17 protein-coding genes and 1 pseudogene are annotated in these 19179 nt (G+C 59.9%); 11 read left to right on the forward strand and 7 right to left on the reverse strand.

Features of this window, described 5'->3' with window-relative positions; translation table 11 throughout:
* Window positions 1-2: 2 nt before the first annotated feature.
* Window positions 3-1955, reverse strand: coding sequence for a TAT-dependent nitrous-oxide reductase (nosZ, locus tag XH90_RS31590; RefSeq protein WP_194478133.1), 1953 nt, complete (start codon window positions 1953-1955; stop codon window positions 3-5).
* Between the two features lie 17 nt (window positions 1956-1972).
* The gene (locus XH90_RS31595; RefSeq protein ID WP_194478134.1) at window positions 1973-4267 is read right to left on the reverse strand and encodes a NosR/NirI family protein; all 2295 of its coding nucleotides are present in this window, start codon (window positions 4265-4267) and stop codon (window positions 1973-1975) included.
* Window positions 4268-4467: 200 nt separating this feature from the next.
* Here XH90_RS31595 and XH90_RS31600 point away from each other — a divergent pair, with 200 nt between their 5' ends.
* Window positions 4468-5334 (forward strand): ferritin family protein, encoded by an 867-nt coding sequence (locus tag XH90_RS31600; protein ID WP_194478135.1) that lies wholly within the window; start codon window positions 4468-4470, stop codon window positions 5332-5334.
* A gap of 425 nt (window positions 5335-5759) precedes the next feature.
* Here the strand turns inward: XH90_RS31600 and XH90_RS31605 are convergent, their stop codons facing one another.
* The 4 genes from XH90_RS31605 to XH90_RS31620 all read right to left on the reverse strand — a co-directional run bounded on the left by XH90_RS31605 (window position 5760) and on the right by XH90_RS31620 (window position 9065).
* Window positions 5760-6578 carry a hypothetical protein gene (locus XH90_RS31605; protein ID WP_194478136.1) on the reverse strand — a complete coding sequence of 273 codons (819 nt, stop codon included), beginning with the start codon at window positions 6576-6578 and terminating at the stop codon, window positions 5760-5762.
* Window positions 6579-6901: 323 nt separating this feature from the next.
* Window positions 6902-7288: a DUF86 domain-containing protein gene (locus XH90_RS31610; RefSeq protein ID WP_194478137.1), complete on the reverse strand. Its 387-nt coding sequence runs from the start codon at window positions 7286-7288 to the stop codon at window positions 6902-6904.
* A gap of 102 nt (window positions 7289-7390) precedes the next feature.
* Window positions 7391-8725: a type II toxin-antitoxin system HipA family toxin gene (locus tag XH90_RS31615; RefSeq protein ID WP_194478138.1), complete on the reverse strand. Its 1335-nt coding sequence runs from the start codon at window positions 8723-8725 to the stop codon at window positions 7391-7393.
* Complete coding sequence (locus tag XH90_RS31620) at window positions 8709-9065, reverse strand: helix-turn-helix domain-containing protein (protein WP_194478139.1); 357 nt, start codon at window positions 9063-9065, stop codon at window positions 8709-8711. Before XH90_RS31620 ends, XH90_RS31615 begins: the two co-directional genes overlap by 17 nt.
* A gap of 318 nt (window positions 9066-9383) precedes the next feature.
* Between XH90_RS31620 and XH90_RS39195 the strand changes: the two are divergent.
* Window positions 9384-9499 (forward strand): annotated as a pseudogene (locus tag XH90_RS39195) (alpha-hydroxy-acid oxidizing protein); the annotation flags it as partial.
* Between the two features lie 31 nt (window positions 9500-9530).
* Here the strand turns inward: XH90_RS39195 and XH90_RS31630 are convergent.
* Window positions 9531-10673, reverse strand: coding sequence for a Fic family protein (locus tag XH90_RS31630; protein ID WP_194478140.1), 1143 nt, complete (start codon window positions 10671-10673; stop codon window positions 9531-9533).
* 158 nt (window positions 10674-10831) lie between these two features.
* Between XH90_RS31630 and XH90_RS31635 the strand changes: the two genes are divergently transcribed.
* The 9 genes from XH90_RS31635 to XH90_RS31675 all read left to right on the forward strand — a co-directional run bounded on the left by XH90_RS31635 (window position 10832) and on the right by XH90_RS31675 (window position 19137).
* Window positions 10832-11755: a hypothetical protein gene (locus tag XH90_RS31635; protein ID WP_194478141.1), complete on the forward strand. Its 924-nt coding sequence runs from the start codon at window positions 10832-10834 to the stop codon at window positions 11753-11755.
* Complete coding sequence (locus XH90_RS31640; protein ID WP_194478142.1) at window positions 11752-12051, forward strand: hypothetical protein; 300 nt, start codon at window positions 11752-11754, stop codon at window positions 12049-12051. Before XH90_RS31635 ends, XH90_RS31640 begins: the two co-directional genes overlap by 4 nt.
* A 31-nt stretch (window positions 12052-12082) precedes the next feature.
* Entirely contained in the window at window positions 12083-12946 is an 864-nt protein-coding gene (locus tag XH90_RS31645; protein WP_194478143.1) for a hypothetical protein, read from the forward strand.
* A 36-nt stretch (window positions 12947-12982) separates the two neighbouring features.
* The gene (locus XH90_RS31650) at window positions 12983-13408 is read left to right on the forward strand and encodes a thermonuclease family protein (RefSeq protein WP_194478144.1); all 426 of its coding nucleotides are present in this window, start codon (window positions 12983-12985) and stop codon (window positions 13406-13408) included.
* Window positions 13409-13456: 48 nt separating this feature from the next.
* Window positions 13457-14014, forward strand: a complete 558-nt coding sequence (locus tag XH90_RS31655; RefSeq protein WP_194478145.1) for an HD domain-containing protein — start codon at window positions 13457-13459, stop codon at window positions 14012-14014.
* A gap of 103 nt (window positions 14015-14117) precedes the next feature.
* On the forward strand, window positions 14118-14324 hold the full coding sequence (locus XH90_RS31660; RefSeq protein ID WP_194478146.1) for a hypothetical protein: 207 nt from the start codon (window positions 14118-14120) through the stop codon (window positions 14322-14324).
* 454 nt (window positions 14325-14778) lie between these two features.
* The gene (locus XH90_RS31665; RefSeq protein WP_194478147.1) at window positions 14779-15615 is read left to right on the forward strand and encodes a hypothetical protein; all 837 of its coding nucleotides are present in this window, start codon (window positions 14779-14781) and stop codon (window positions 15613-15615) included.
* A 157-nt stretch (window positions 15616-15772) separates the two neighbouring features.
* Window positions 15773-17368 carry a hypothetical protein gene (locus XH90_RS31670; protein ID WP_194478148.1) on the forward strand — a complete coding sequence of 532 codons (1596 nt, stop codon included), beginning with the start codon at window positions 15773-15775 and terminating at the stop codon, window positions 17366-17368.
* A gap of 38 nt (window positions 17369-17406) precedes the next feature.
* Window positions 17407-19137, forward strand: coding sequence for a hypothetical protein (locus XH90_RS31675; protein ID WP_194478149.1), 1731 nt, complete (start codon window positions 17407-17409; stop codon window positions 19135-19137).
* The last annotated feature ends 42 nt before the right edge of the window (window positions 19138-19179 follow it).

Raw genomic sequence — 19179 nt, forward strand, 5'->3', positions numbered from 1 at the left:
GGTCAGACGTTCTGCGGCGACACCAGCATGCGCCCGCGCATCTCCATGTGCATGGCGTGGCAGAACCAGGTGCAGAAGTACCAATAGACGCCCGGCTTGTCGGCCACGAATGTCACCGACGAGGTCTGCTGCGGCCCGATCTCCATGTTGATGCCGTAGTTGACGATGCAGAAGCCGTGGGTGAGGTCCTCGACGTCATCGATGTTGGTCACGTAGACGGTCACCTCGTCGCCCTGCTTGACGTCGAATTTCTCGAGCGCGTAGGCAGGCGCGGCCGAATACATGTAGACGCGCACCTTGTTGCCGTCTCGGATCACCTTGGCGTCGCTTTCGAGCGTGACGCCGTCCGCCTTGGCCTGTTTGACCGCGTCCGCGAACATCGGATCGTCGCGCTTGTAGATGCTGGTGACCTTGCCCTCCAGCTTGGAGCGATGCACGATCACGGCATCATGTGGCTCGGCGAAGCTCGGTCCGTCGTGCACGAGCTTCATCTGATCGCCCGAGATGTCGATCAACTGGTCATTCTCGGGTTTGAGCGGGCCGACATTAATGAAGCGGTCCTTTGAGAACTTGTTGAGTGAGATGAGCCACTTGCCGTCGGCTTCCTTGGTCTCGCCCATCGAGGAATGATTGTGGCCCGGCTGGTAGTGGACGTCGAGCTTCTGGATGATTGGGTTGACCTTCTCGCCCTTGAACGCGCGCTTCGCCGTCTCGATATTCCACTTCGCGACCTGGCTGTCGAGAAAGAGCGTCGTGTAGGCATTGCCCTTGCCGTCGAACGCAGTGTGCAGCGGCCCGAGACCAAGTTCCGGTTCCGCGACCACGGTGTCACGCGGCTTGATCTTGTCGTCGAACAGGTCGTCGAACTTGCGGACGTCGAACACCGAGACTGTCGGCGACAGCTTGCCGTTGGCGACGACGTGAATGCCGTCTGGCGCGGTATTGATACCGTGCGGGCTGTTGGGAATGGGAACGTAGCGGGTGTAGGGCGATCCGTGCTTGCCGTCGAGCACCGGCACCCCGTTCATCTCTTTGAAGTCGCCCTTCTTGACTGCGTCCTCGATACGCTTGAGGTTGAAGATGACGATCCAGTCCGTCTCGCTCGCGGTCATCTCAGCCAGCGTGACGCCCTTCTCAGAATTGTAGCAGGTCGAGAACGCGTACTTGCCCTGATAATCGGCATCGGTGTTGTCGAGGTTGCCGTCAACGATCACCTGCCAGGCGACCTTCATCGTGTCGCCGTCAACGGCCGAGAACATCGACCAGTATTTGGTCTTGTCGTCGAGCACCTTGCCGTCGTTCGGCAGGGGCACCTCGTACTCGCCGTTGCAGAACACATAACCGGTGCGCGGGAATTTCTGTGGGCGCATGCCGTGGATCGTGTACTGGTTCGGCAGCTCGACGATCTTGTCGCACTTCATGATGTCGGTGCGGATGCGGGCTAAGCGGGTGTTGGCCTTGTCGTTGATGAAGATGTAGCGCCCGTCGTAGGTGCCGTCGGTGAACGACATGTGCGGATGATGGCAGTCGCCGTTCTGCCAGACCCCGTTCAAGCGCCCCTTCAAGCGGTCGCGCGTCTCCTGGGTCATTCCATCGTTCAGGATCTTCAGCGACTCGTTCGTCAGGCCCCAGCCGGTCGCACTGTCGCGGTTGAAGACAGGAATGCGCATCAATTCTCGCATCGAGGGCATGCCAATGATACGGACTTCGCCGGTCTGGCCGCTGGAGAAGAAGACGTAGTAGTCGTCGAGCTCGCCGGGCGCGACCTCGATCTTCTGGCCGCCTGCGCGCGCAGGTGCCTGGGCCTGAGCCGCAGCAGGCTCCGGCTCGACGGCTCTGCCGAGACCGAGGCCGCCTGCCAAGCCGGCGGCGCCGATCGCGGCGGTCCCGACCACCTGTCGTCGGCTGACGGCATTCTTGTCTTCGTCTCGATTCTTGTCCTCGTCTCGGGCCATCGTTCGTCTCCTTGCTGTCATGAGGAAGTGGATGGATCGGCGCCTGTTCCTGTAGGGACGGGCTTTCCGGCGTGGGTGATGACGGTTTTCGGACCCTTGCCGCCCGATCGCATCGTCGGCGAGGACATGGCCGCAAACTTCTCACGCTTGAGCCGCACCTGGATCATGTGCGGGCAGCGATGGTCGTCATAATAGAGTTCCTGGCAGTGCATGCAGTAGATGCACTCGTTCACGTTGATGTGTCCCTCGGGATGGATCGATTGCACTGGGCATTCCTTGGCACAGCGCTGGCAAGGCGAACCGCACTCCTGCCAACGTCGAAGCCATTCGAACGTCCGCATGCGGCCGGGGATCGCGAGCGCGGCGCCGAGCGGACAGAGATAGCGGCAGAAGAACCGTTCAATGAACAAGCCAGCCACCAACAGCGCAACGGCGTAGAGCACGAACGGCCAGCTTCTTGCAAACTTCAGGATAATCGCGGTCTTGAATGGTTCGACTTCGGCGAACCGCTCGGCCATATCGACCGAGTACAGCGAGAGCCCGAACAGCCCTAGGAAGATGATGTATTTGATAGGCCACAGCCGCTCATGCAGACCCCATGGCACCGTGATCTGCGGCACCTTCAGCCATTTTGCGACTGTATTCGTGAGCTCCTGCAAGGCGCCGAACGGGCAGAGCCAACCGCAGAACGGGCCGCGGCCCCAGAACAGTAGGCCACCGGCTACCGCCGCCCAGAGAATGAAGATCAGCGGTGCCGCAAGAAAGAACTCCCAGTGGAAGCCAGTTACCAGGGAGTTGGTGAACGTCAGGACATTCACCACGGAGAGCTGGGCGTTGGCGTACCAGCCGAGCCAAACCAGCACGAATGCCAGATAGGCGCGGCGTACCCAAGTGTAGAAGACCGGTCGTCGCACCAGCACGTTCTGGAAGAAGAAAATAACGGTTAGAATAGCGAGGGCGAGGGCGGTGACCGCGACAGAGGCGGCCTGCGAGCGCCAGATACGCATCCAAAGAGGCTCCTCCTCGGCATTCGCCGGCGCGCCCGGCTGCGGAGCAACGGCGGCTGGCGCCGCCGCGGTCGCGGGAATGGTCACCGCGCGCTGCTCGCGACGGATGTACTGCTCGGGAAGGTCGTAGTTGAGATCGAATGTGAGGAAAGCCTTGTCGCGCCCGACGGTGGCTCTCTGGACGAGGAGTTTCAATTCCCACGGTTGCGTCGGATCGAGTGTGAACTCAGGCGGCGTGACGAACAGCCCGATCTCCTTGAACTCCGGTGCGCCCGCGGCCGCCAGATTCCCCAGGCGCGTATGATTCCGGTCGCGGAAGCGGGTGCTGGATCCTTCCTGCAGGATTTCTATGCGATCGAAGATGCCGCCCCGCACGTAGGCCGAGCCTTTGAACGAGTAGATGCCGTTGCCGGCCACCAAGATCGCCTGCTGGCCCGGTTGCAGTCGTTCCTTGAGCCTTGCGTAGGCGTCATCGCCGAGCAGGCTGCGTCCGATGGTGGGCACACTGACGAGAGCGGCGTAGAGGTCGATGAAGGTATCGGACGGGTCGCCAGGCTCGGAGTTTTGAGCGGCCGCAGCATTGCCGGATTTGGCGAAGGCGTCGTTCACGTCCCCGATGCTCAAGTGCAGGTGGCGGACCGACCCGTCTCCTGCGAGAGTTTGCCAGTCGCGGACCTCGCTTTTCTCGAGATTGATCGTCTTGGTGACCGGAGGCAATGCGGCAGCGGCCGCAGCGGCATCGCTGCCCCCGATCCGCCCGGACCGGATGAGCTTCGATGCGGAGCGCACGATGCTGTCGCTCATGACCAGAACGGTCACGGTCGCGCCGCTCACGATATCGACCTGCGGCGGCTGCTCGGCGCCACTGGCGACGGGCTTCATGTCCTTGCCAATGAGGCCATTGACGGCTGCGACGATCCGAGCCTCCGGAATGCCGATCAGAACGATCGGCTCCTTATGATCGACCAGCTTTATGCCGGTGATCACACCCTTGGGGTCGATGCCGACCAGAATGTGGATCGGCTTCCCCGAATAGCCGACCGAGTTGGCGAAGTCGGAATTGAGATAGACGAAGCCCTGCAGCTGATCGCCGCGGTAGACGGGCGCGATCGGCGGATCGCCCTGTAGCGGACCAAAACGGTCGGCCTCCGGAAAAAAGTTCGTAGGCGAGGATTTGGGAAGATAGTTGGCCAGGTCGCTGGCCGCTCGAGCCGTTTCGGCCCAGAGCGCGGTGCAGATTGCGAGCAGGACGGCGAGCACGAAGCTGACTTCGCGTCGCTTCAAGGCGACGAAACTACGGGCCATGGAGCACCACAAGCGGAACGGCCTGCCTAACAGGGGCAGGTATTCCACCCAATTTTGAACGTTTGATGTCCCGGAATCGCCACTGAGACCGGATTTCGGGCTCATTGAGCCCAACGAAATTGACTTCCGTCAAGGCTGTCTTGTTAATATCGGAACACGATGCATCTTTGCGCCGCAACAAACAGCGGTGGAGATTGACCATGCCGTTGCTCCGAACCACGCTCTTGAAAGCGGAACCGGCCGGCGCGTTACATTCGCTTGACGAATTGTTCTCGCTCGCCAACGCCATGGAACAGGAAGCAGCAAGCAAATACTCGGAGCTTGCCCAGGAGATGGCCCGCCAAAACCGTTCGGAGCTCGCCGCAGTATTCAGCGATCTTGCGGCCGCGGAACGCGAACATGTCGATAGTGTGACCCGTTGGTCGCAATCGCGCCGTGGCAAACCGCCGGACCCCACCCTCGTCCGCTGGGACGCCCCCGCGACGTTCGACCGCGACGCCACAACCGAAATCAAGACTTCCAAGCTGATGACGCCATATCGCGCGCTGGCAATGGCGGTTCGCAATGAAGAGCGCGCCTTTGCGTTCTGGTCCTATCTCGCAGCGTTCGCCGAAGACCCAGAGATCAAGAAAGCGGCCGAGGTAATGGCGGGCGAGGAACTTGGTCATGTCGCGACTTTGCGCAAAGTTCGCCGACGCGCCTATCACCAGGAACATGATCGCTTACGTTCAGCTACCGGAAAAGCCGAGCAAATCGATGCCAGTGCCCTGGAGCGCCGATTGGCTGGCCAGTTTGAGCAATTGGAAGGTGGGCTCGACCCGGTACAGGCGCGAAGAATGCGAGAGCTTGCAGATGAAGCCCGGCAAATGTCGACCGAGGCTAATGGATTCGGTCGCTTTCCAGCGGAGCTTGAACGGCGCGACGCCGAGACCATCGCCGAAGTTTTGACGGACGCCTATCTCGAGGAAGCAGAGAGAGCGGATGATCCCGTGTGTCTTGAATCTCTGCAGGCACTCGCCGGGCGCGCCATCGCCCGTCTTGCCTGGTTACGTTCCTTGTCGGTCTGACGCGGGCCGCCCCCACGGGAGCTGGGCCAATCAGACAGACGATTGCGAGCCCAATAGTTGATCGTCCGGTTGAGATCGCGCGCTGGGCCAGCGCTACGCAGCTTGCCCAGGCCGTTCTCGACGGCGATGGTGGCTGCGCCGATCTTGCGCGCGAGGGCGATAGCCTGGCCGCAGACCCGCGACAGCAATTCGGTCACGCTCTCGCGCGAGACGCCGGGCTTGGCTGACAATTCCACGAGTGCCCAGTCGAGCGGCCTAGTGCCGTCGAGCCGCCTCGGATCGCCAGCATGCTCCACGGCGGCCAGTCCGATCCAATTCGCCCGTTGTTGCGCTGGTGGCGGTCCGATCGCGCCTCGTTAGATCCTCAAAGCCCGCTTCCGGGCGAGATCCAGTTATTCGCTTGGCTTCGCCCAAAATAACGGTGGTCAGAGTTTTGGCGTCGCAGGAGCCGCCGACAGCGAGATCAGGCGTGCCCCTTCCTCGATCAAGGATTGAAGATCGGCCGTGGCAGCGGCCGTTCGTCGCTTAATGGATGTCATATAGACACTAAGCTGAGAAACCTTGTCGTGGTCTTGGGGAGAGTCAGATACGAAGACCTTCACTAGAAAGTCGTGGGGACTCTTGTCGTTGGCATAGCTCGACAACGACATGGCGGAGTATTCGTCGTTGAACGGAGGGCAGTTGGTCCAGGCCTGCCCCGCGCAAGAAAGTAGTTTTTCCCCGACAAACGACCATTCGGCCGAAAACGTATTGTTTTGGACATTTTGCAGTTTCGAAGGTTCGCCGTACTTGTTGAAGATTGCCGCTCTGAAGTCGGCCAAGCGAGGCGCCTTGATAGGATCTCCATAGGTGAGAATCCGCCCAAGAGCGATGAGTTGATTGCCCGAGGCTGGTCCGCTAAACCTCAGAGTAATGTTCTCCCAGCTTCCAGTTTCGTCCTGCTTTCTCGCGACAGAGACGACATTGGCGAAGTCAGGGGTTTGAATCAGCGCTCCCTTGTAGTTGAGCTGGATCGCGGCGCGAGGGACGGAGATCTCAGCTTTCGGAAGCGCCTTCTCGAGGATCGCGCGGCTCTCCAGATAGGACATACCGAGCTGAACGTTCAGAACGTCCATCGAGCGTCCTGGAACTGCTATCGGCTCCGCTTTCAGCACGACTTTAGGTTCGTATCGAACAAGCTCCAAAGCGAGAGCACTTGAAGCAGCGATCATCGAAGAGAAGACGAGAACAATGAATCTCAGCACGGAACCCCCAGATTGAATGTCTAGTTGTAGCGAATAGGAGATTGAAGGGCGGTTGAACGTGCCTTTCGAAATGACGGGGTCGTTAGAACAAACTATTAAGATACCTTAGCCTTGCGGTTGACCGGATCAACGCGGTCGCGCGCTGGACCGAAACCACCTACTGGGGCCCGAGCGGGGGTCCATGGACGCGCCGGCGCCCCAACATTCATGGATCGCTTTCTGACCGACGAATGCTCGAACGCCGACCTGGTTGCCATCCCATCCTACGAAAAATCAGATTGGTGAACCGTCGCCGACGCCATCATCGTTGTCCGATTTCCGGATCAATGATCTGGCCGCCTCACCGTCTTCGGAAACGACACGGAAGCGGCGTCCCCGACGATGCCGCAATCAATCTTGTAGTAGCCGTGGCTCGTGCGGACCCGCATCCTTCGGGCAAGCCGCAGATTTAGGTCGGGCACGATTCGGTCCAGTTCAGGATTTAGATCATCGAGCTTCCCTGCTGCCTCGCCAAGCGCTTCGATGCACTTTGCGTTTGCGTCCTGAACCATTTCATCTTGCAGAAATTTGGCACGCTCAACGCCGGCGCAGATGCTGCCAGCAAATATGAAAAACCTCTCAAGAACAAAAAAGGCGGCCGCTCGGCGGTAAGGCCGGATTGGTGTTTCGGGGCCATTGTCGCCGTCCAGCCGACGGCGAATCCGGCGCATCGTGGCCCCGCCAGCAGCCGCTTTTTTTTCATCGCGTCCCGTTCGCTGGAAGCGAAGGATGGCGATCCAGCCCGGAATGCTCCGGATTGGCGCTGCCGGTGGTTAACGCAGGCCCGGTGCAGGCCCAGGACCGTCGTCGGCATCTTCGGCCGCACTCAGCGCCGGTTCGAGTTCCTTGATCAGGGAGAGACCCATCCACCGGTTGGTCAGCTTCTCCGTGAACATCGGAGGAGCGGGCAAGTTGGGCAACAGGCCCGGCCACACGTCGAGTATCTCCTCGACCGTATCCTTGACCTCCCGGATCACGATCCTGGTGTCGAGTCCCACCAAGCCCGCCAGGCGCTCGAAGCGGCGCAGGTTCACGGCCGCCGGATTATGGCTCTTGGCAAACTCGAGCGCCATCGTATCGTCGCCGAAGAAGAAGGTCGGCACGACGTCGTAGGCCGGAGACAGCTCGGGCGTGACGCCGTCGGGCAGCAGGAACGACCAGTTCTTCAGATGGCTGTCGCCGTTGCCGATCATGACGTCGACAACCAGCCGGCGCACCGCCTGCAGCATCTCCCCGCGCTTGTCGGAGGCGAACAGCCCGACCAGCTTCACGAGCGTCGACTGGTTGGCCATGGTGTACTTCTGATCGTGGATCGAGCCCATAACCTGAGCGAAATCCTCCATGTGAACGCGCTGGCCGTCCGGCGCGCGGTCGAAGCGGGAGATGGCGAGCGAATAGGCGCCGCCCTGCAGGAATTTCTCCGGCAGGCCGGCGATGTCCTTTGAGGCGACGAGTTCTGCTTTGACAGTCCGGATGCCGACGGCGCGCGCCAGCTCAAGCGCGGTGAACTCAGCTTCAGGCACCATCGCATGCTTGTCGCTAGGTGTCTTCAGGATGATGTCTCCGGCCGCCCCGCGCATCGGGAGCGTCAGCGAGCCCTTGTCATTCTGCTTCATCGAGAACTTGAGCTGGATGCCGGCGAGCGAAAAGCGGATGCCTCCGTCGACGTCGTCCTTCACTTGCTTTGTCGATGGCGGCGGCGCGCCGGCCTCAAGCTCAGCGACGACAGCGCCCGGCAGGTCCGCGCCAAGGCGCGATAGGACGTCGAAATTGTCGAAGGCGCCGGCGCCGAATTCCTTCTGCACGAGCTCGAGCAGCGCGCCTTCGGGCAGCAGGTTCTCGAAATAGGGCGGCAGGATGGATCCTTGCGTGATCTTATCCCCGTGATGGAGTAGCCGCGCCTTGGAGCCCTTGGGGCCGTCCTCAGTCTGGCCCTTCCAGGCGAGGCTGAGGATCGGCCGTCGCGCGCCGAGCGCCACGTAGGCCTGATCGACGGTGAACGTGATCGCACCTTCCGGGTCGCGGTATAGCGACCCGACCCGGACCGAAGCGTCGGGAGACGGCCGGAGGTAGATGCCGAGAGCGGCCGGCTTATTTCGGACGCGCATGTACCGGTTCCTCCTCTTCCAGCGTGTCGTCGACGAATACGTCGTCGAACACCGACGGCACCGGTCCGGTCGGGACCGGCGTTTGCATCGGCGTCTCGCCGATCAGCTTCAGCACCTCGTCGAGCCGATCGTTGGGAACGAAAACCAAGGACATGCCCAAGGCCTCTCCGGCGTCAGCCAGCATGTCCACGGTGCTGTTGGTGGCACCGGTTTCCATTTCGCTGATCCGGGAGTTCGGGCGACCGGTTCGCCGCCCGACCTGGCTGAGTTGCCAGTTGCGGCCGCGGCGGGCGCGAGCCAGCTGCTGTCCAAGCCGTTTCCGGGTGTCGCTTTCCGTCATAACGTAATTCCTCGCTTAAATCACGGTATAGCGTAACGGAGCGACGAAGCGACTGTCAAGTTTAGATTACCATAAAGCGTAATTATCAATGCGAATTACGCTATAGCGTAATTACTTCAGCGAGGAAACTCAACGCCGCCGTCCGCCAAGAGCTCGCCTCCCGGCAGAGCGGCGGATTACAGCCAACTCTTCAGACCATCATCGGCGAAAGATGCGCGCGACCCCCATGCCGACGAGTCCGAGCACGGCGAACCCGCCAATGGGCGAAGTGACGAGCGGCAGATACCGACAAATGAATCCGGTGTCCGGCGAAGCCGCCGGACACCGGTCGACATCGGCTGCGCAGGCATCATTCTGTCGAACCGCGGCGGCCGGCAGCTAGATAAGACGGATCGCGTGCTGCTTTCGATCAGCTCGCCGAAGTTGTCGACGCGTTTAGACTAAGTGTGGGAACGCCACGCTGGTTCACATCGCGAAGGATGGTCTCGGCGTCGGCGTCTTGAAGCGGTCAAAGACCTCGAGCACCTCGTCGGCGTGAAACAGACGATTGCGCCGGGCGTCCTCGGGTACGCTCACGATTTCCTCGCCCTGCAGCAGGCGGACGGCCGTATTGGCTGTGGCGAAGCTGACGGCTAGGTCCTTTTGGACGTCCCCGACCGTAAATACCGGCTTCGAGACGGCATACGAAACGAGCCGATGGACGACGCTGTCGCTTCTGGTTTGCGCGAAGCGGTCCTTCCAATCCGCTTCGATCGCCTCCAGCCTATCCAGACGCGCGATGTTCGCGTCGGCCGTTCTCCTCAGGAAGCTCAGCATCTGACGCACGAAACTCATTGTATTGCCCGAAATCCTGGCGTCCTTTAGAGCGTCGATGTAGAGCGATTTATCCTCATGGACGGCCTCTCCGAGAAACGCGCATGCTGTTTTGGTGAAGCCCTTGGCTTTCAGAACGATCGGCACCAGAAGCCGGCCGATGCGCCCGTTTCCATCCGAAACCGGATGGATGTGCTCGAACATCCAATGGGACAGTATCTGACGGACCAATTCGTTCGTTCCGTCATCTGAAGCCAACGTGAAGCCGCTCCAGTCCGACAGGGCGGCCCCGACCGAAGACGGTTTCGTGTAGCCGAAGAACGCACCGGGTGCGTCAGGATCCCGAACGTAGTTTGGCAATTGCTTAAAGACACCGGCGCTGGCGGCGAGCATCTTGTTCGAACTACGTTCGAACAACCTTTTATGGATCTTGAGGACTAGTCCATTGAGATCCCCGCGTTCGAGGTTTTCGTCTAGTCCAGCAGCAGCAGCCGCGACAACCGCCGCATCCTCGCGATCCCGCGCGACTCGTAGGGCGCTTTCGTATTCCATCAGATCCGTGAACGTCGTCGTGGAGCCTTCCGCTCCGGACGAGTGCACGGCATCCAAACGCGCGAACAAACGGCCGACCGTCCCCTTCTTCTCGAGAACGGTCAGGCGCCGGTCGAATTCCCTGAGCGCCGTTAGAGTAGGGTCCAGAAGGCTATAGATGTCTTCAAGACGCGGGAAGGGAGGGACGTTCGGCTTGAAGAGGCGGCGCCCCTGCTCATCGTATTCGAAACCACCGGAAGTCATAGGACACACTCTCTTTGTTATTAATTAGGTATATATCCTATAATAACGGAAGTTCCAATTATGACTTGTCGCCGGAGGCGAAAAGCTAAACATGCAAATTGCAAAATAGTTTTGCATGCTGGCCTTGTGTGACGCTCCGATCGGAGCTAGGAACGCAAATGCAGATTAAACTGCATATTTGCATGAGGTCTAAATTGGCTGGTTTCACGAAAGAACAGGTGCTCGATGAGCTGCGAACGATCTTCCTTTTCGAAGCTGATCACGTACTCATCAGCTCAGGTCCAGCAAAGGCTGAAGCGTTCATTGGCTTTCCGCCTGGCGAGAAGGGCGAGTACGTCCATGAAGCTCCCTCGAAGGTCGACCTTTCGCTGTTTGCAAACATCACGGCGTCCTTCGAGCGGGCCTACGAGTTCGCGTTCAATCGCAGCCGGCTGAACACATTCGGCGAGCATGAAGTCCAGGATTTGCAGGTATTCATGGAGGGGACACCGCACATCGGCGGCATTTCCTCTGCCGGGGAACAGCACCGCTTTATGACTCCCGAGGGCTATTGCCGGATGGTCGCCGACGCGGCCCTCGCCAGGTGGAAGCTCGAATGGGCGGGCGACGAGTCGGTCACCTTCACCACCCGCGAACTGGCGCTGCTCGCCAACATGAGCGAGGGCGCCGTTCGCATGGCGACGTCGGACAAAAGCGAGGGCCGCCTAAAGACCATCCCTGGCTCGAAGCCCGTCGCGGTCGAGTTCGCCGAAGCGAAGCGCTGGCTCTCGGGACGCCGGGGTTTCATTCCGTGGCCTGAGCGCGCCGCCGACGATCGCTTCCTGACGCGCGCAATTCGGGATGCAGAGACGCCCAAGGTGTTCGCCCGGCTCGTCCACCAGGTCGCCGGCTTCGAAGCGGCCGAGAAACTGGCCGAGAAACTGGGTTGGAGCGCCGCGGACGTACAGCCTTGGTTCGACGGCACGTTCGCCTTCGACGCCGACCGCGCTGGGCGGATCGCCAAGGTCTTGCAACTCGATGTTCCCATGTTCGTCGGCAAGGCGCTCGAGGTCATGCTTCGCTCTGAGGGAGGCCGCTCGTGAGCGCGCTGGCAACGGCTGATCTCCACATGACGACGCACTCGAGGACGCGCCTGCAGCAGCGCGCGATTCCTCCGCTCGTCGTCGACCTGCTGATGCAGTTCGGATCGGCTTCGCGCGCCAATGGTGCCGAGCGGATGATGTTCGACAAGTCGGCCATTAAGCGGCTGCGTCATCACCTGGGCGGCGACCGCGGGCTCAAGGTCGTGGAGCGCTGGCTCAATGTTTATGCGGTTGTCGGCGACAACGGGTTGCTCGTTACCGCAGCTCACAAGAGCGGACATTTTAGGCGCCAGTGATCATTCACATCGCAATTCGAGGGAATACAGAATGGATAGCATGGTTCACACGTCGTCGGCGTTCACGCATGGGTGCAATGATTGCCGCGCTTGTTTCGACGGGCCGCAGCCCGCCTGGCACTCGGTTGATCGCAAGTCCTATGAGGTCAAAAATCACCGATGGCTGTTGCGCGCCAATCCCGCTTACTGGGGCTCCAGCGCACCGGAAATCCTGGTGCTCGGGTTTTCCAAAGGGTCGGAGCAGAACAGGCTCATCGACCGGCATCTCGCGTCTCCGCGCTCGGGCGTACGGTTCGAAGATATTCCGTTCAACGACGACAAGCGCAGGATGCGCTCCAACCTGAAAAAGCTGTTGGTCGCGATGGGCTTGCTCGGCGAGACGGCCCCGATAGACGCGCTGTTCAAGCCAACCGAAAAGGTGTTCGGGTTCGCCTCGCTGGTCCGATGCTCGGTCGCTTACGCCAAGCCTGGCAGCGCAGAATTCGTGATGCAGGGAGCCCAGATCACTAGGAACACGCTCAGGCAGCGCCCGGAGTTCGTAAGGACCTGCATCAAGCGTCATCTGTCGGTTCTCCCCAACAGCGTGAAGCTGGCCATTGTCCTCGGCGCAACGACAGACTACGTCGCGGATGTGATGGAAATGCTGGGAGGCATTCCGGACTTTCCAGGCGAGGACTGCTCATACGCCTATCACGTCGGTGAAACCCAGGTGATTCACGTCCCGCATCCTTCCGGTGGTAACAGTGGCTCCGTGGATGTGTTCGCCAGTGTGCGGCCGCCGACGACGGAGAGTCACAGCGAAAAGAACATCCCCGAATGCCGCCGGCAAGTCGACGCCGTGCTGGCCGACATGAGCCGGAGTTCAGTGGCGGACCGTGAATTGGCCCATGCGTAGGGAAAACAGTCGATGAGGGTATTCCGAGCTTTTCGATTGAAGCGTCTCGTTTTCGCGTTGCTGGCGTCGGTGTCCTCCCCGGTTACAGCGGCCGACTATCTGGGGAAGGTGCTCGCGGTTTCCGACGGAGACACCTTCACCATGAAATCCGGATCGGCAACGGTGCGCGTTCGGGTATGCGGCATCGACGCGCCGGAACGTGGACAGCCGGGCTACGGCCAAGCCGCCGGCGTGCTATCGAACATGATCGAAGGCAAGATGGTCCACTGTCTCCAGGTCGGCGAAGGCACCCCGTGCGACGGTCGGTCGAAACCGATGAGCCGAGACCGCATCGTCGCGCAGTGCTTTCTCGGCGACCTCGACATTGCCGAGGCTATGGTGAAATCCCGGACTGCATGCGACTGGCCGAAATTCTCGGGCGATCGCTACAAGATCGACGATGCCGCGTGTTCTAGAAGGTAGGACGGACCGCAAAGCCCGTACCGGCAGGTACTGTGAAAAGGAGCATCGATGGCACTTTCCAGATTATACGACGAAGCCCTTGTCTACGCGTCCGATCTTCATCGGACACAGATCAGAAAAGGGAGCGGCACGCCGTACATCGCCCACCTGTTGAGCGTCTCCAGCCGCGTGTTGTCCGCCGGCGGGACGGAGGTTCAGGCCATCGCCGGCCTTCTCCATGACGCCGCGGAGGATCAAGGAGGCCAAGCAACGCTCGACGAGGTCAGGCAAAGGTTCGGTGGTGACGTAGCGCAGATCGTGGCCGACTGCACCGATTCCTGGGTCGAGCCGAAGCCGGCTTGGCGTCCGCGGAAGGAAGCCTATCTTTCGCTGCTGCCGAAAAAGGCACCCTCGTCGTTGCTCGTATCTCTTGCTGACAAGGTCGACAATGCAGAGGCGATTCTGAACGACTATCGCAACATCGGCGACGAATTGTGGGGCCGCTTCACAGGTGGGCGCGACGGGACCGTTTGGTATTACCGGGAGCTCAGTAGAATTTTCGAGGTGGTCATGCCTTGCGCTCTGGCTCGGCAACTCGCGATGACGGTCTCTCATTTTCCAGACTGACAAATTCGGCTCGATGCCGTCGGTAACTCAACTAAGAGATGATAAAACGAAGCGTTGCAATTAGTGTGCTGATCGAATATTGAGGTGCTTGAAGGATATCAAGATGGACGAAGAACTGTCACCGTTCATTCAGCTGCAGGGATTGAGGCTACTTCGTGCCTTTCTCTGCATCGAGAACCCGGCTCATCGGCTCTCCGTCATCGAACTGGCGGAGCGGTTTGCGGGAGAAGAGGCCATAAGCGCCACTTCAAGATCAAACGGCCGCACAGCTGACGTGATCACCTTTCCCAACGCATCCCCGGCATCCTGATTTTCGGATTGGAAATGCGCCGAACCGCGACTGGGGTTCGCCTGGAACCCATCCCAACCTGTCCACGGTGCAAGAAGGCCATGACCTTGGCGTCTCCGGAAAAGGGTAAGGGGCCGCCAGTGTGGCGATGTTTCAAATGCGAGGCCGACTGACGCTTCCTTCTTGAAACTCCGCGGCTTACCGGCTGAGAGCGGTTCATGCCAATAAATCACGGCATTTTATCGATTCCTGTAATCCTGCCGAGAGGCCAGATGGATAGATTGGCGCTCTTTTCGGACGCGAATGACCGGAGCGCCAATTGCAACGACAAATCATCCTTGCAGCCGCCATTGCTATTCAGATTAGTTGCGCTCACGCCGGCACGACAGACGACCCCGGCGCGACGGACTGCAAGCAGTTCGCGGAGACGCGACTATGCATCCGGCTTGGTGAAGACCCTTCCAGGCAGGTCGAATTGCCTAAACCGGTCGCCGCCTACGTCAAGGACATCGTCGAGACCTGTACCGCGGTCGGCGGCAAGCCGGTTGCAGGCCCCAAGATCGAGCACGATCGCCTCGTCTCCGGGCCCGAATTCTGGTCGGTCAGCGATGCCACGCTGACCTGCGAGGGAGCTTTGTCGATCTTTTCAGGCCCCCACGGATCGGACGTGGCGGCCTTTGTGGCCTTGCCTGATGGAAATCTGAAGCGGTTCACGATCCAGGGCACCTTCGGCATGAGAACAGAAGACGTCGCAAATTCGTCGAAGCTCTGGCTGGCGGTGAGCGGTGCGAATTGCGGCCAGAAGGGTGACGTTGCCACCGCTTCGCAAATCGCCTGCGAACGCGATCTCGTGTGGGATCGGACGACGCAGAAACTCGATTTTGCGCCGCTGTCGCGGGCGATCTTTGCCAGCAGGGTGGTCAGCCCGAAGCCGGCGCCGCGCGACCCCCCACGCTTCTACCAACCGGCCGTTCACAACGGATCGGAAATGCGCGTGAATGAATGGGATGACGGCCGGATCGAGATCGTTTACGTCGCGCCGCGCCCCGATCTTCATGTCGCGGAAGGCACGGTCCTATTCCGCGGAACCGCCAAGGGCCGGCGCTATGCCGGCACCGCGTACACCTTCAAGCCCGGCTGCGAGCCCGCGCCCTACCCGGTGTCGGGTGCCAGAGACGACAAAAGGGACATCATCGTTCTTACCGGCCCCGCGACGGGCAGGATCCCGAACTCGTGCGAACTCACGTTTGGGTCTATGCAGTCGAAGAACGCAAGGCTCGTGTTCGACGTTCGCATCGACGGCGACGAGTAGAAGCCGCCCCCGTCTCGTGAATTAACATCTGTTCAAAGGCCTGTCTGACGATTTTGACCTCTGACTTACCAGCCTTGGCCAGATGGATAGTCCGTCACGTTCAATTCTAAATATCGCTCCAACAAGGCCGTAAGCGCCCTGTGCTTAGTTTGCCATCATGCAATTGCTCGATAAACGGCCATCCGCGCCAAATGCCATAGCCGCCGTCAAAGACTCGCTTGATCAGCGGATTGACCGCATCTTTGACGGAAACACTGCAAGCACGCCAGAGCGGAAGTCTAGCGAGAGCGGCGCACTCCGAAGTGAGGCAGTGATCACGCTCTCTTTGGGCTGGTGGCGAACAAGTCAATCCAGTTTCGGGGCCTTTCACCCAAGTGATTCTGATTACTGCCGTGACTTCGCCGACCTGGATCAGATTTCTTGCGAAGATCTGAACGCGGCTATAGCCAACCCAGCCGAAGCTGCAGCGCTTCAGAGAAACTGGCAAGGTCAAGCCCTATCGCTTCTAGCAAAGCACGGCACCAAATTTGACGTCAGGCAGTGGCCAGCGAGATGGCATTACCACGAACGTTGCGCGGGCTGCTACGGCGAGGGAAAGGTACTTTGCATGTCTTGCTATGGCGGCAAGACACAGTGCAGCTCTTGTGGTGGCCGCCGGGGCGAGCATCGCACCGAGCCGACCATGACAGCGCCCGGCGTTTATCGCCAGGTTTGGATTACTTGTCTTTCCTGCAACGGCCATGGAACGACCACTTGTTCTTTTTGCCGGGGCTCTTGCCGCACCACCTGCTTTGGCTGTTACGGACACGGCTACTCGACCCACACATTCGAGGCCAAGATCACGGCCGGGGTTGAGGTCGCGCACGGATTTTACGGTGATAATACCGACGTGGCGGGAGACATGGCAAAGCTCCCGCTTGACACCCTTTTCGAGCAATCCAATCTTTCTCCCATTCAGGCCGAACCGCTGAACGGTGGTGTTCGTTTCCGCGTTTCAGCGGAGACGGCGTATCATGTCCGTGCCTACGACATCGATGGGTGGGAGTTCCAGTTTTGCGCTGTCGGTCATGACAATCTCATACCCGCCATGCCCCCGATCCTGGACCATGTTCTTGGCGATCTCTCCGCGCGTATCCTGTCAGAAAAAAGTCCCGCCCGGATTCAGGCCCTGACATCAGAGAGCGCAATCACGCGAGACATCCTGCAGGCAATTGGCGGAATTGACGGATGTAACCTGGCCAACGTCAGGCGAAGCTACGAAAGCTCAATGTCGTCGGACCTATTCGAGAAGGTCAGTGCAGCCGTAAAACGCGGTTATGATGGCGTAGCCGGTGCGCGCGGTCGCAAGATTTGGTTGAGGAACACGGTCATAACCAATGTCGGGTTATTCTCGCTTTACAAGACAGGAGCGTCGGCGGCGCTCGTGAAGTTGACAGGCCAACAGCCAACCCCAGCCGTGCAAACGGGCGCTCTGATCTTGTTGGCTCTGGCGCTCCTCGTCATCACCTGGACATCGGCTCGCTCCTCAGCCCTTAGAGAAGCCAAGAAACTGATCTCGCCGGATGTCACCGTCCACCCAGGGCTCGGTTGGGCGCCAGGAGGCGCAATTCTGGCGACATGCGCGACTGTCGTGTACCTGTTTGCAACGATGCAAACGCCCCCGATCGCTAGCAGCGTTCGCGCGTCGACTCCCGCCACGCATGACGCTCGCGCCAACACTCCGAGGTCGGCCATGATAGCAGGCAATCGGTAGCAGATCCTTAGACGGTTTTTTGGACGTGCTGCAGTATCATGCGCGGCGAATCATTCTCTCTTGCTATTTTGTTTGAGAACCTCACTTCTATGAAACGTTTGACGCTGGCTGGCTTCGCCCTCCTGATCCTTCAAAGCATCTCCGCCAATGCCTCCAGTCTGGAGACGATATCGAGGCTATCCTGCTCCGATGTATCGCAATCTGCGGTCGCCAGACAATCTTGGTCGGCCAACGGGGCGCCGTATGGCGTGCCACTTGCGGAATGGCGCCAGGATGAATTTGCCCAGCTCCGCGGCCGGGTCGCCGAGTGCGCCCGGCAGTCTGGCACCGATTCCCGCGGGCTCATCGCCTACCTGCAACGTCTTGAAGGCATGACCCGCCTTCAAAGCGCAGCGGGCGACCGCGCGCAGCGCCAGACGAGCGTCGATGAGGCGCATCGGCGCAGTCAGGCTCTCAACGAGAGCATGGAGCAGGCTCAAAAGGACCAGCGGGCTGCTCGGGACGCTGAGATGGACGTCGAACGGGGTATTGTGGCCAAGGTGGAGGCCTTCACTTCGGCAAGCGAGCTGAAGTCGTTTTGCTCAGAAACGTGGAAATCCCAGCTTCCGGAGACCACCCGCGTGGATGTGGCCGTCGCGTGCAAATCCAAGCTGTCTCAGCTCGCCATCGCCGAGCAGGAGAATGCGGAGGCCCGTAAGGCTCAGACGTCAGCCGCGCAGCTATCGGAGTTGATCCGGAAGGTTCGGGAGATGCCGGCAACCCAGGAGACCGCCCGGCACTTGCAGTATCTGCGCTCCGACAATCACTACCGTCCTCCGTCCCTCACATTCCAGGATCAGAACAGCTACATCGATGCGATCGACAGCAGGCTGGGCGAGATCGGCAGCCGGTTGACCGACGCGGCCTGTGCAGGCGTCGTCTCGAAAATAGCGGTACCCCAGGAGTTGCGTGATGCCCTCGTGGTTGATGGCCTCGCAGGCGTCTCACTGACCTACTTTCTTTGTGGCCCGGCGCTGACGACAAGGAACGTATCCGTCCGACTTGGGCAGCGAGATCTCGTCGAAGTTAAGGTCGAATCCGCCACGCTGACGTTCGCGCGCCGTCGCTTCCTGCCGGATCGCAAGATCGACGTGGCGCTCGACTCGCCGATTCAAGGAGGCGTCAATGCCCTCGTGCTGACTGGCGCGTCCGACGGAGCAAAACCGCTCGCGATCGGGAATCCCAATTTTTTCGTCATCAACTTCTATTCGCAATTTACGCCGCAACTGGACGAATTCTTGAAGCAGTCCTCCAATTCTAATGCCGCTGGGGACCAATTCGTGCGCGTGGAATGTCAGATGGGCGAGTGCATCTGGTCGGCTCTGTCGGATAAGAAGGTCGTCAAAGAGCTGCCGAACGGAAAACTTGTCGAAGCGCTTTTGCGAGAATGCGACGTCAGGTATGAGGACGACTTTCCAGAGCATTACACATGCCGCGATGCCGAGACTTCGAAGGCGCAGTACGCGGCCTTCTGCAGCACCAAGTTTCCAAGTATCGCGTACAAGGATGGCAATCGCTGGCAACGGACGCGACTGTCGATCTCGTCGGATGGGGTCTTCGGGTACAACAGCGGCTTGATCGCTCGATATCTGCGCATATGCCACGACAAAGTCAGCGGTCCAAAAGACCTCGATACGGTGGTTGAAGAGTTTGGCTATAAAAGCCGCGTCGAGGCTCTCGGAGACAACGTGCAGGACTCCGTGGATGATGTCTCCAAGCTGGTGGAGTAGGCCTGCTGTTCACCGGATAGCGAGAGTTGTCAGAACTGCTGA

Source organism: Bradyrhizobium sp. CCBAU 53338, assembly GCF_015291665.1.
Taxonomy (GTDB): Bacteria; Pseudomonadota; Alphaproteobacteria; order Rhizobiales; family Xanthobacteraceae; genus Bradyrhizobium.

Bases quoted from the DNA above. Each gene is read 5' to 3' on its own strand.
- XH90_RS31620 (WP_194478139.1), bottom strand. From the start codon at position 9,065: ATGACGGAAAGCGACACCCGGAAACGGCTTGGACAGCAGCTGGCTCGC.
- nosZ (WP_194478133.1), bottom strand. From the start codon at position 1,955: ATGGCCCGAGACGAGGACAAGAATCGAGACGAAGACAAGAATGCCGTC.
- XH90_RS31670 (WP_194478148.1), top strand. From the start codon at position 15,773: ATGCAATTGCTCGATAAACGGCCATCCGCGCCAAATGCCATAGCCGCC.
- XH90_RS31660 (WP_194478146.1), top strand. From the start codon at position 14,118: ATGGACGAAGAACTGTCACCGTTCATTCAGCTGCAGGGATTGAGGCTA.
- XH90_RS31630 (WP_194478140.1), bottom strand. From the start codon at position 10,673: ATGACTTCCGGTGGTTTCGAATACGATGAGCAGGGGCGCCGCCTCTTC.
- XH90_RS31610 (WP_194478137.1), bottom strand. From the start codon at position 7,288: ATGCGCCGGATTCGCCGTCGGCTGGACGGCGACAATGGCCCCGAAACA.
- XH90_RS31645 (WP_194478143.1), top strand. From the start codon at position 12,083: ATGGATAGCATGGTTCACACGTCGTCGGCGTTCACGCATGGGTGCAAT.
- XH90_RS31635 (WP_194478141.1), top strand. From the start codon at position 10,832: ATGCAGATTAAACTGCATATTTGCATGAGGTCTAAATTGGCTGGTTTC.
- XH90_RS31600 (WP_194478135.1), top strand. From the start codon at position 4,468: ATGCCGTTGCTCCGAACCACGCTCTTGAAAGCGGAACCGGCCGGCGCG.
- XH90_RS31655 (WP_194478145.1), top strand. From the start codon at position 13,457: ATGGCACTTTCCAGATTATACGACGAAGCCCTTGTCTACGCGTCCGAT.
- XH90_RS31675 (WP_194478149.1), top strand. From the start codon at position 17,407: ATGCGCGGCGAATCATTCTCTCTTGCTATTTTGTTTGAGAACCTCACT.
- XH90_RS31615 (WP_194478138.1), bottom strand. From the start codon at position 8,725: ATGCGCGTCCGAAATAAGCCGGCCGCTCTCGGCATCTACCTCCGGCCG.
- XH90_RS31595 (WP_194478134.1), bottom strand. From the start codon at position 4,267: ATGGCCCGTAGTTTCGTCGCCTTGAAGCGACGCGAAGTCAGCTTCGTG.